The organism is Rhizobium sp. L9 (genome assembly GCF_002531885.1).
GTDB lineage: Bacteria > Pseudomonadota > Alphaproteobacteria > Rhizobiales > Rhizobiaceae > Rhizobium.
Genome location: NZ_NWSZ01000018.1, coordinates 25774 through 37413, shown reverse-complemented (window position 1 = coordinate 37413; position 11640 = coordinate 25774). Strand labels below are relative to the sequence as shown.

Annotated in this window: 11 protein-coding genes and 2 pseudogenes; 6 read left to right on the top strand and 7 right to left on the bottom strand. The window is 61.9% G+C overall.

The features are described from left to right. Positions 1-6 precede the first annotated feature (6 nt). Both CO660_RS18595 and CO660_RS18590 read left to right on the top strand, forming a co-directional pair. Positions 7-942, top strand: coding sequence for a lipid A biosynthesis lauroyl acyltransferase (locus tag CO660_RS18595; RefSeq protein WP_085778467.1), 936 nt, complete (start codon positions 7-9; stop codon positions 940-942). 179 nt (positions 943-1121) lie between these two features. Further along, positions 1122-1814 carry a PAS domain-containing protein gene (locus tag CO660_RS18590; protein WP_176536317.1) on the top strand — a complete coding sequence of 231 codons (693 nt, stop codon included), beginning with the start codon at positions 1122-1124 and terminating at the stop codon, positions 1812-1814. Between the two features lie 108 nt (positions 1815-1922). Here CO660_RS18590 and CO660_RS18585 read toward each other — a convergent pair whose 3' ends face one another. The 3 genes from CO660_RS18585 to CO660_RS18575 all read right to left on the bottom strand — a co-directional run bounded on the left by CO660_RS18585 (position 1923) and on the right by CO660_RS18575 (position 3541). After that, entirely contained in the window at positions 1923-2282 is a 360-nt protein-coding gene (locus CO660_RS18585; RefSeq protein WP_085778464.1) for a VOC family protein, read from the bottom strand. Then, on the bottom strand, positions 2283-2681 hold the full coding sequence (locus CO660_RS18580) for a polyketide cyclase (RefSeq protein WP_097599969.1): 399 nt from the start codon (positions 2679-2681) through the stop codon (positions 2283-2285). Positions 2682-2749: 68 nt separating this feature from the next. After that, complete coding sequence (locus CO660_RS18575) at positions 2750-3541, bottom strand: helix-turn-helix domain-containing protein (protein ID WP_097599968.1); 792 nt, start codon at positions 3539-3541, stop codon at positions 2750-2752. A gap of 206 nt (positions 3542-3747) precedes the next feature. Between CO660_RS18575 and gndA the strand changes: the two genes are divergently transcribed. The 4 genes and pseudogenes from gndA to CO660_RS18555 all read left to right on the top strand — a co-directional run bounded on the left by gndA (position 3748) and on the right by CO660_RS18555 (position 7088). Further along, positions 3748-5199, top strand: coding sequence for an NADP-dependent phosphogluconate dehydrogenase (gene gndA / locus CO660_RS18570; RefSeq protein WP_176536316.1), 1452 nt, complete (start codon positions 3748-3750; stop codon positions 5197-5199). A 168-nt stretch (positions 5200-5367) separates the two neighbouring features. Further along, on the top strand, positions 5368-5862 hold the full coding sequence (locus tag CO660_RS18565; protein WP_097599966.1) for an N-acetyltransferase: 495 nt from the start codon (positions 5368-5370) through the stop codon (positions 5860-5862). Positions 5863-5876: 14 nt separating this feature from the next. Further along, positions 5877-6385, top strand: a pseudogene (locus CO660_RS18560) (GNAT family N-acetyltransferase). Between the two features lie 85 nt (positions 6386-6470). Beyond that, the gene (locus CO660_RS18555; RefSeq protein ID WP_097599965.1) at positions 6471-7088 is read left to right on the top strand and encodes a class I SAM-dependent methyltransferase; all 618 of its coding nucleotides are present in this window, start codon (positions 6471-6473) and stop codon (positions 7086-7088) included. Between the two features lie 359 nt (positions 7089-7447). Here the strand turns inward: CO660_RS18555 and CO660_RS18550 are convergent. The 4 genes and pseudogenes from CO660_RS18550 to CO660_RS18535 form a co-directional block, all read right to left on the bottom strand. After that, positions 7448-7982, bottom strand: a pseudogene (locus tag CO660_RS18550) (AAA family ATPase). Continuing rightward, complete coding sequence (locus CO660_RS18545; RefSeq protein WP_245421343.1) at positions 7921-9063, bottom strand: D-alanine--D-alanine ligase family protein; 1143 nt, start codon at positions 9061-9063, stop codon at positions 7921-7923. The pseudogene CO660_RS18550 and the gene CO660_RS18545 overlap by 62 nt, the downstream one beginning before the upstream one ends. A gap of 33 nt (positions 9064-9096) precedes the next feature. Beyond that, a complete protein-coding gene (locus tag CO660_RS18540; protein WP_097599964.1) occupies positions 9097-9711 on the bottom strand; it encodes a C39 family peptidase in 615 nt (204 codons plus the stop codon). A 732-nt stretch (positions 9712-10443) separates the two neighbouring features. Next, on the bottom strand, positions 10444-11487 hold the full coding sequence (locus CO660_RS18535) for a LacI family transcriptional regulator (protein WP_097599963.1): 1044 nt from the start codon (positions 11485-11487) through the stop codon (positions 10444-10446). Positions 11488-11640 lie beyond the last annotated feature (153 nt).

The window sequence follows — 11640 nt, the reverse complement described above, 5'->3', positions numbered from 1 at the left end:
CCTCACGTGAAGCTGTTCATTACCCGGGTCGTTCTGGCGCTCAGAAATTTCCAGCAATGGCTGGTGGCGCAGGTGATGTTCGGCTTCCTGAATGTGCTGAAGCTGTTTCCGGCCGATGGCGCGATTCGCTTCGCCGACCGGATGATGCGCCGCCTCGGCCGGCGGACGCGCCGTCATAGACTGATGCTTGTCAATCTGCGCAACGCTTTCCCTGAGAAGAGCGAGGCCGAGATCGAAGAGATCGCGCTCGGCAGCTGGGGAAATATGGGCCGGCTTGCGGCCGAATACGTCTTCCTCGACGAATTGTTCGACTACGACCCCGAACGGCCGGAGCCGGGCAGGGTGGAGGTGTCGGGCATCCCCATCTTCCTCGACCTGCGCGACAATCCGCGCCCCTTCATCGTCTTTACCGGCCATACCGCCAATTTCGAGCTGCTGCCGGTGGCGGGCGCGGCCTTCGGGCTCACCGTCACCGTACTTTTCCGGCCGCCGAACAATCCCTATGTCGCCAAGAAGGTGTTCGACTTCCGCAGTGCGCGCATGGGCAAGCTGGTGCCCTCGCATGCCGGCTCCTCCTTCGCGCTCGCACGCCAGTTGGAGGCGGGCCAGGGGGTGGGCGTGCTCGTCGACCAGAAATTCGGCAAGGGGCTGAAAGGCACCTTCTTCGGGCGAGAGGTGAAGACCAATCCGCTGTTGCCGAAGCTGGTGCGCCAGTTCGATTGCGAGGTCTATCCGGCGCGCTGCATCCGCCTTCCGGAGAATCGCTACCGGCTGGAAATTGAGCCGCGGCTGGAGATGCCGCGCGACGCCAAAGGCAATCTCGACCTGCCTGCCGCCGCCCAGCTACTCAATGACAAGGTGGAAAGTTGGGTGCGGGAATATCCGGAACAGTGGCTTTGGTATCACGACCGCTGGCAGATCAAGAAGACGCTCGCGCCTTGAAAATCAAACCCTGATTTATCAGCGGTGAAAAGCGGCAGGTGCTCTCGGATTGAAAACGAGTAAACTTCATGTTAGCCGTCACTACCAAGGCGAGAATAATATCCACCTCAGGGCGCATTTGGGAAATGCAGCCACACAATTTGGACACGCCACTTGGGACAATGGGAGTGGGAGGCGTCTTGCTGGAGCTTTTTCGAGCCTTTTCCTTGCGCTGCGCGCAAATAGAGGAAGCCATACGCCAAGGCGACGATCAGCGCGTCATGTTGCTCGACCGTCATGTCGAGCCGCTGGTCGAGGCCATCCTGGCCTGCCGGGCGGCCAATCTGCTCGAAGTCTACATGCAATTGCAGTTCGTCAGCCATCTTGTCGCCCGGGACGCGGACGACAGCGCCAGTGTCAGAGAACATGCGGCGGTGCTTTCCTATCTGCTCGACTGTTATTTCGGCACGCATGCGCCGGACTGGCGGGTGCCTTCGCCGCAGGATGTGCGTATCGAGCCGCCGGCAGCCTATGTGCCCGACACCGACAACGGCCAATTCCTCAACGCCGCGATCCTCGAAAGCCTGCCGGATCGGGTGGCGGTGCTGACCAGGGACTACCGCTACCTCTATTCCAACGCGGCCTACAGTGCCCATCTGGACAGGAAGCCGATGGAACTGATCGGGCGTCACCTTTCCGAATTCATCGGCGAGGAGCGATTCGCCGAATGCGCCAAGCATAAGCTGGACGTCTGTTTTGCCGGCGGGGAGGTCGACTACACTTATGAGCGCCGGACCGGCGGCGGCGTATCCCGCCAGGTGCGCTGTCGCATGTCGCCGCTGCGCGATGCGGGCGGCATTGTCATCGGCGCTCTGATCGTGATGGATCGGTAGTCTACAGCAATTCCGTTTTTCTTCGAACCACGGAATTGTTCTATCTCTTTGTTTTAACGCAACTCCGGACGCAAAACCGCTGCACACTTTTGCTGGAATTGCTCTAATTTACGCCGTCGCCCAGACGGCGAGCTCGTAGCCGTCGCGGTCGAGGAAATGGAAGCGGCGGCCGCCGGGAAAATCGGTGATCGGCCGGCAGATCGTGCCGCCGGCCCTTTCGACCGAAGTCAGCACTTCTTCCAGATCCCTGGCGTAGACGACGACGAGGGGGCCGCCCGGCCGGACGGGGCCGAAATCGGTGAAGCCGCCTTTCAGCCGGCCGTCGTCAAATTCGCAGTAATTCGGGCCGTAATCGGTGAAACGCCAGCCGAAGGCCGAGCCGTAAAAGGCTTTGGCGGCGGCGATGTCGGAGACGTTGAATTCAACATAGTCGATGCGGCGGTCGTTGTGTTCGGAGTTTTCAGACATCTATCTCTCCATCAGGGCTTTCAGCATGACGAGATCCTTCTCGATATGCGCGGCATCAGCGGCAAATTGCGCATCTGTCATGCCGGGCAGACGCAGCAGCGTGAACATGACCTCGCAGCCATCGCCGTTCGGTACGATGCGCAGGGCATTATAAACCCGGAGCCCGGATTCGATCGTCACCGTATGATCGATCACGCCGAATTCATTGGCGGGAACGAAGCTCACTTTGATGGTGCCGAGGGGACCGTGGGCGATCCAGTCGGCGCCGTCGGGCTCGAAACCGGTGGCAAGGCCGGAGGCCCAGAGCGGCATGTTCTCCGGCTTGCGGGCGAAGTCGTAGACATCCCGCCAGTCGCGCTCGATCGACTGGTGGATGACTTTTGCAGGCATTGTCGCCATGGTGCAGGTCCTTGTATTTGGGTTTCCCTGAATAATAAGGCCGGCCGGCGGTGTCTTGAACAAAACGGTCAGCCGGATCCTTCCCGCGTGCCGAGTTGGTCAAGAATGATGGCAGGGGTGAGAGTCGAGAGTTCTGCGACCTCGCGTGTCATGTGGGCCTGGTCGGCAAAGCCCGCTTCGAGCGCGATGCGGGCGAGTGGCATCGTGTCCACCCTGCGGCAGAGGTCGAGGAAACGCTGGAACCGGCGGATGCGTTCCAGTGTCTTTGCGCCATAGCCGAAATGATGGTGGCAGCGGCGGCGCAGTTGCCTTTCGCTCATGCCGAGCTGGTCGGGCAGGCCGGAGGTTGGGCGGCCGCTGTCGGCGGCGGCGAAGATCACGGCGGCGTCTTGGGCGGGCTCCTCCTCATCGCGCGCGGCCCCTTCAAGCAGACGGCCGAACAGCGTCGCGGCGGCCGCGGGGTCCGGGCAATCCCGCAGCCGCGCCTCGAATTCGCTCGTATCCTTCCGTCCGATATCGGCAAGCGGCACCGACAGGCCGACCAGCGCCGAGAGCGGCGTCTTCAGCCAGGATGCTGCGGCGCCCGGCGCAAAGCGCGCGCCGATGACGGTCGCGCCCGGCCTTATGATCGGGAAGGCCGCGATCCGGTCAGGACCGGCGACGACAAGCCGTCCGTCCATCCAGAGGAGATCACAATAGCCATCCGGCACGATCGCCACCGTCGCCGCCGCCCCGTCCCTAAGTGTATGCGACCAGAGGCAGCTGAAATGGCGCCGCAGCGCTGGCGGCGGCGCATATTCGCGGTAGCGGCCGGCGCGGGCCGCAAGCATCGCCATGTCTTTTCGTCTTTTCGAAACCAAACGATATCTCCCGAGGTCCGCATGATAACATGAGATAGGGCAGTACGGGCGATCGCGAATATTTTGCGGCTTCCGGATCGGGCTGCAGATGAAAAGTTGTCGGACAAGTCAGACGATCAAAGCTCCATTTCAATGGCTTTTGCGAACCGATTAGACCCTCGCGAGACTTGCCGTTTGAGCGAGACAGTGCCACAACACCGGTCCAAATGACACATCGGAGGTTTGTCGTGGAAAAGGCAGAAATCGGACTGATCGGCCTTGCGGTCATGGGCTCCAACCTGGCGCTCAACATCGCGGAGAAAGGCAATAAAATCGCGGTCTTCAACCGCACGCCTGAGAAAACCGACGAATTCTACGAAAGCGCCGGCGATCTGAAGAAGCAGATCATTCCCTGCAAGACCATCGAGGAGTTCGTCGATGCAATCCGGCCGCCGCGTCCGATCATCATCATGATCAAGGCCGGTGACGCTGTCGACCAGCAGATGGAGGCGTTGCGCCCGCATCTTGCCAAGGGCGACATCATGATCGATGCCGGCAACGCCAATTTCCGCGACACCGTCGCCCGCTTCGGCCGTCTCAAGGATACGGAACTGACATTCATCGGCATGGGGGTTTCCGGCGGCGAAGAGGGTGCGCGCCACGGCCCGTCGATCATGGTCGGCGGTACCGAAGAGTCCTGGAAACGCGTCGAGAAGGTGCTGACGTCGATTGCCGCCCGCTACAATGACGAGCCCTGCGTCGCCTGGCTCGGCAATGACGGCGCCGGCCATTTCGTCAAGACCATCCATAACGGCATCGAATATGCCGACATGCAGATGATCGCCGAGATCTACGGCATCCTGCGAGACGGTCTCGGCAAGAGCGCCTCCGAAATCTCCGGCATCTTCGGCGAGTGGAACAAGGGCCGGCTGAACTCCTATCTGATCGAGATCTCCGAGAAGGTGCTTGCGGCGAGCGATCCCGTCTCCGGGGGGCCGATGGTTGACATGATCCTCGACAAGGCAGGCCAGAAGGGCACCGGCAAGTGGTCGGCGATCGAGGCGCAGAACATGGGCATTCCGGCAACGGCGATCGAAGCCGCGGTTGCCGCCCGCAGCCTCTCCTCAATGAAGTCTGAGCGCGAAGCCGCCGAAAAGATCTTCGGTAATCTCGGCAGCGTCTTCCCGACCGCCTACGGGCCCGAGCTCAATAAGGATCTGGAACTGGCACTGTTTGCCGGCAAGATCGGCGCCTATGCGCAGGGCTTCGCTGTGATGGCGGAAGCTTCCAAGGAGTTCAACTGGTCGCTGCCGATGCCTGTTATCGCGAAGATCTGGCGTGCCGGCTGCATCATCCGCTCGCAGTTCCTCGATGAGATCACCAAGGCTTTCACCGATGCGCCCGATGCGGCGAACCTCATCGTCACGCCGGCCTTCTCATCCATGGTCAAGGAATCGATCCCGGCGCTTCGCCGCGTCGTGACCGCCGCTCTCGCCGCCGGCCTCCCGGTGCCGGCGCTGACCTCGGCGCTCAGCTATTTCGACGCCTACCGCCAAGGCAGGGGGACGGCCAACCTCATCCAGGCCCAGCGCGACTTCTTCGGCGCTCACGGCTTCGACCGCCTCGATGGCAAGGATTTCCACCACGGCCCCTGGGGCAGCGGTGCGGCGACCTTCTGAGGTTTGCGGAGAAAGACATCGAGGAAGCCCGGCCGTTGCGCCGGGCTTTCTTGTGAGATCGCTGCCTGACCCGACAACTGTGTTGTTTCTGCCTGTGCAAACTGGCTTGTTGATTTCCGACTTTCCCTTCATAGCATTTGCGGAAGACCGTTCCGGAGAACTAAAGGAATGCTCATCCGATACGAGACGCCGGCAGATATCGAAGCGATTCAGAATTTGACCTCGGCCGCCTTCAAGCCGATGCCCTATAGCGAGGGTACGGAAGCGGAGATCATCCGGAGGCTTCGCTTGAGCGGCGATCTTGCGATATCGCTGATTGCCGAGGAGGATGGCGAGATCCTGGGGCACGTCGCGTTCTCGCCGGTGACGGTCAACGGAGTACATGACGGGTGGTTCGGGCTGGGGCCGATAGCGGTCACGCCGGAGAGACAGCGGCAGGGCATCGGAAGGGCGCTTACGGCGAAGGGGCTCGAATTGCTGAAGGAGATGGGCGCGAGGGGGTGCGCGCTGATCGGCAATCCCGAGGTCTATAGCGGGGCGGGCTTCAGCAGCGACGGCCAATTAACATATCATGATCTCGATACGCGGCTCGTGCAGCGGATTGTTTTTCACGGACCGGCGCCAAGCGGGGTGCTTCGGTTCGCTCCGGCGTTCGAAAACTAGCGGAAGGGCGAGACATGTCAGAGGCGGGCGCTATTAGCCTCCGAACCAAGCGTCTGAAGCTTCGTATGTCTGACATCGACGACTTCGATGCCTACGCCCCGATAATGGCCTCGCCACGGTCCGCCGGGATGGGCGGCCCTTTGATCTGCGGGCGGCGTGGGGGATGTTCTGTCACGACGTCGCTCTCTGGCAGCTTTTCGGGCACGGCGCGATGATGATCGACTTCAGCGAAACCGGCCAATGCATCGGCCAGGTGGGGATCAACCATGGGCCGCTCTTTCCGGAAAAGGAGCTGGGCTGGTTCGTTTATGACGGGTTCGAGGGCCGCGGCTATGCGACCGAGGCGGCTTCGGCGCTGCGGGACTGGGCCTTCCAGACGCCCAAACTGTCGTCGCGCGTCAGTTATATCGCGCCTGACAATTCTGCATCCGTTGCCGTTGCCGAACGGCTGGGGGCGCGTCTTGATCCGGCAGCGCCTCGAACTGATCCTGCCGATCTCGTCTATCGTCACCTAGCTTCCTAAGACCGGGCGGTAAGCGATCGAGGCATGCCTCAATCCTTACATCTTGATAGGTCAGGATCGGTGCTGCAAGAAATGGGAATAGCGGATGACGGCCGCAAAACAGGAACATTGGGACGAGGTTTACCGCACGAAAGCGGCTGACAACGTCAGCTGGTATCAGCCGACGCCCGCGCCTTCGCTCAGGGCGCTTGACGAGCTGCATGTGCCGGTTACGGCCGCGCTGATCGATGTCGGCGGCGGCGCGTCGAGCCTTGTCGACCGTCTCCTCGAGCGCGGCTGGTCCGACCTCACGGTTCTCGATATCGCTGCGCCGGCGTTGGATGTCGCCAAGGCACGGCTGCATGGTGACGCCGCCCGGGTCGCCTGGCTCATGGCCGATGTCACCGAATGGCGACCAGGGCGGTGCTACGACATATGGCACGACCGCGCCGTCTTTCATTTCCTCACCGAGCCGGAGCAGCGGATCGCCTATCGCCGCGCCCTGGAAACCGGCACGGCGCCGGGCAGCGTCGTGATCATCGCCACCTTCGCACCTGACGGGCCGGAGCGGTGCAGCGGTCTGCCGGTTCAGCGTTACGATGCGGCGGCGCTCGCGTCGGAATTCTCCTCCGCATTCGTCCTGGAAAGCGAGTGGCGTGAGGAGCATAGGACGCCTGCCGGGGGCCGGCAGTCGTTTCAGTGGTGCGTCTTTCGTCGGCGTTAAGGCGACTAGAGCCTTTCCGGGCTAGATTGAAGCATTCTGCCGGAGCAGGTTTTCGTCAGGGTAAAGGCGATTGGCGACGGGCATACCCCAAGGTACGTCCGAGCCGATCGCCTTTGATCCTGGCTAGAGATGCCCGGTCCACCGGCCGCACCGCTTCGCCGTGGCGAAGCGATAGGTGCTTCCGGCGGTTCTAAAGTCTTGCAGATTTGCCGGGTAAATCTGCGGGAGGGTTGGCTGAAACGGGCCCGCTGATCGACCGGCCGGCTTGGCCGTAGAACTGGGCTACGACACGCGCTGGCCGGTCGACCATCCGACTCCGTTTGAGCTAACAGAATGCTTCAATCTAACCCGGAAAAGCTCTAATTCGCCCCAAGGCAATCGAGGATGAAATCGGCCCGTTTGGCAACCCCGATTTTTGGCAGTATGACGACGTCGTAACCGAGTGTCGGATAGGTTGCGGCGAGCCGATCATATTCTGCGACGGCCTCTTCGAAGCCATGGCGGCGCTCAGGGTCGGTCGTGTAGATCTCGGGCCGTGGCGGCGTCAGAAAAACGCTTCTGCTGTATCGATGGGCGGCGGTCATTCGTTCCAGGACCGGTTCGCCGGTCATGTGCTCCAGCGCCGAGGCGGCATCGATCAGCCCGCGGTCGAGAAACGTCCAGCCCGTCCATTCGTGCGTTGCCGTGTAGTCGGCCATCGCCATCTCGATCGCGCGGCGGGCAAAGGCAATCGCGTCGATCCAGGGCAGGGCTGTTCCACTACTCTCGAGCTCCTGCTTGACGATCCGCGGGCCAGTGCTCTTCGACGATCCTATGACCGCGACGGCCAAGCTCAGCAAGCAGCGTCGATTTTCCGCCGCCGGAACATCCGGAAATCAGAACCGACCTGTTCATGAACTAGCCTGCCCCTGTGGGCGCGTGCCATTCCGTGGTCCACCAGCCGGTCGATGATCTCGGCATAGCCGACGCCACTTGCCGCCATTGCCTTGGAATACATGCTGATATCGGTGAAACCGGGAATGGTGTTGAGCTCGTTGATGACGAAGCGCATGTCCGATGTCAGGAAGAAATCGACGCGTGCCATGCCGTCGCAGCCGACGGCCCGGAAAGCCCGTGCGGCCACGTCGCGCATGGCGGCCTCGATCTCCGCCGGCAGGTCGGCCGGCACTTTCAAGGCGGCGCCGTTCTCATCGATATATTTGGCATTGTAATTGTAGAAGCCGTGGCTTTCGGCCGGCACGATCTCGCCCGGGCGGGAGACGAAGAGCTTGCCGTCGGTATCCTCGAGCACGCTGAATTCGATCTCGCGGCCGGCGACGAATTCCTCGGCGAGCAGAGTGCGGTCGTGGCGGAAGGCCTGCTCGAGCGCTGCGGCGAATTCCTGGCTGGCATGGACCTTGGCGACGCCGACCGACGATCCCTGCCGTGCCGGCTTGATGAAGAGCGGCAGGCCGAGTTCGCCTTCGAGCGCGGAGAGTGAAGGGGCGGCGCCTTCATGGATCGTCACGGCGCGCGCCACCGGCAGGCCTGCCGCCCGCAGCAGGCGCTTGGCGATATCCTTGTCAAGGGCCGTGGCCGAACCGAGGATGCCGCAGCCGGCGAGCGGCACGCGCGCCACTTCAGCTGCGCCCTGCACCGATCCGTCCTCACCATGCGGGCCGTGCAGCACGGGAAACAGGATATCGATTTTTGGCAATTCATGCGGCGCGCCATGAGAGGGGGTGGCCAGCATGCGCCCGCGGCCGCCCGGCACGAGGCAGATTTCCGTGCCTGACGAGGGCGTGGTGAGCCTACCGTCCTTGAAACTGCTCAGCAGCCATTGTCCCTCGCGGGTGACGAAGACGGGAAAGGCATCGTATTTCTCAGGCTCCAGGGCGGCCATCACGTTGGTCGCCGAGAGGATGGAAACTTCGTGCTCGGCCGAACGCCCGCCGAAGAGCACGGCGATGCGCAGCCTGTTGGGAGAAGGGGTCATGAAAGCCTCCGAAGCGGTGGGATGTCTGAGAGATCAGGCCTCGATCGATATGCCGCGCTTGGCAAAGAAACGATCGAAGACGGCAAGCGGCAGCGTGACATCGGCCTGGCTCGTCGCGTCATGGCCGGACGGATTGTGGAATCGGATCGTCTCCTGCGAGGCTGATGTCACCAGCACGAGATGACCGCCCTTTGCCGGCGGCTCGTGCTCCGGCCAGCGGATGGCCGAATGCACCGAGGCGATGAAGAAGCGGCGTTTCGACAAGAGTTCCGGGATGGCTGACGTCTCGACATTGGTCATCGTCTCGGCGCCGAGGCCGAAACGTTCGCTCACGAAGCGGACGAAGGGGGCGTAGATCAGTCCCTTGATCGAGCCTTCGATCTCGTTGACGACATAGCCGCCGTAAACCGTGCAGGCGCGGGCAAGCTCGAGAGTAGGATGGATCTCACCGCGCGCAGCAAGGATCATCTTCAGGCAGGCCATGCCGCAGATATTCACCGCCCAGCACGCATATTCCTCGATTGTCACGGCTCCCGAATGGCGCCAGAGCGGGTCGCTGAGCAGCGCTTGCGATCCCTCGGCCAGCAAAGGCAGCGTCATGCCGGGCGTTTCCCATTGGCTGAAATAAGGCACGCTGCTTTCATGCATTCTGTCGATTTCCCCGTGGCTCACCTGCGGGATGGCTGGCAATCAAGGCTTTTTTCGCGCTTGTCGAAGCCGGCCGCTCGATTTTGGTGGTGCCGGGCCTGGCGCTTCGCGATTTCCGCGGCAGGGTGATCGTCAAACCGCTTGCCCCACCTGCTTTTCGCGGCATCCACTCGATCACGCGACGCCGCGGCGAGGGCTGCAATCCGAAGATCAAGGCTGTGCAGGAGCAATTGGCGAGGAGCGGATCGAGGGATGCAGGCGAGGTTGATACAGGGTTTCCAGGTCGGCCTTGACGTCGATGAAAGCCGATCATTGCGATCTGGCGATGGTCCGTTTGCGCCAGTAGCGGACAATGTGGTCTCGTGTATCGATACAGGGATGAAAATAACAGGTAGAAAGCCATGGGTGGCAAATGGATTTCAGAAGAAGTTTGGCGTGACGCACTCTGGGTCGCCCGTGAGCAGCTACGTCACCTGAAAAGGGATGGTGGTGACCCGCGCCAAATTGCTCGGAAGCACAGACAGATTGACCGTTTCCGATCTGCTGGTCTTCCGGACTGGCAGGAACGGGTTGAATGGGCAGGGTTTAAATTTCCGTCTCATTCGGACTGAGCAGTCCGCCTCTGGCCGAGAGTAGCCACGGGCGGGTTTTACCACTAACGGCCGGTGAACTACACCGCAGCCGCCAGTCAGCCGCGCCGCGGCTTTTCTCCGCTCGTATTCCGCCATCGCCCTATCTGGTGTTTTCCGGCCAGATCGGTTGGCTGATACTCTGCAGCAGTTCGGGTTCGACGCCGTCGATGCGGGCGATGACGGCTTTGGCCATTTCGCGGCCGGCCTGACGCACGTCCTCCTGAGCGGTGATGATTTCGGGGCGGATCCAGTTGAGGATCGGCACCGACTCCTTGGAGACCATGTCGAGATCGCGCCCGAGCGCCTTGCCGGCGGCTTCTATGCCGGCATTGACAGCGATCGCAGCGCTGCCGGCCGAGCAGACGATGCCATCAGGCGCATTGGCCGAGCGCATCATCACCTCGACGATGTCGCGGATATCGGCAAGCGGTGCGTCGGTGTTGACGCGCAACGGCACCTCCTCAGCGCCGTAGTCGTGCAGGCCGGTCTGAAAGCCGATGCGGATATGGGCGTAATAGGTGAGCTTACTCGGTGGCTGCAGCAGGGCGATGCGGCGCCGGCCTCGTTTGACAAGGCGTTCCACCGCCTGATGGGCGAAGGCCTCGTTGTCGAAATCGTGGAAGGGGTGGATGAGACCTGCATCGGTGCGCCCGTGCGTGGCAAAGGGCATGCCGCGCTCGGACAAGAGCCGCACGCGCGGATCGTCCGGTTCGATGCGGGAGATGATGACGCCGTCGGCCGAGCCGGTCTCGAGGATATAGCGCACCGGCAGCATCGGGTCCTTGCTGTGCGAATGCGGTGTCACGACGATATGATAGGGCGTGCCGGACAGTACTTCCGATATGCCGAAGACCATCTGGCTCGAAAAGCCCATGATCTCCTCGTCGATGCTGAGGACAAGGGCGATGACGTTGGTCTTGCCGGTGCGCAGGCGCACGCCCGCCCGGTTCGGCTGGTAGCCGAGCTGGCGGGCGACCATGCGCACCCGCTCCTTGGTTTCGGCGCCGATATCCGGCGCGTCCTTCAGCGCACGCGATACCGTTGTCACGCCGAGGCCGGTCATGAAGGCAATCGTCTTCAATGTCGGACGCTCGCGCGTCACCGCCGTCGATGTCGCCTGTCCGAAATTTCCCTTGTTTTCCATCCCTGTAGGCCGCCTTGCGCGAATTGGTCTCGCTTATAGAGGCTTTTTCAGGCGCGGTAAGCCCGCCGCCTGCCAAAATCGCGCCTCCCTGAGGAATTCAATCTGTAACGATACAGTAGAAATGTCGAGCGGTTTTTCTTGTGTGCGTCGCAA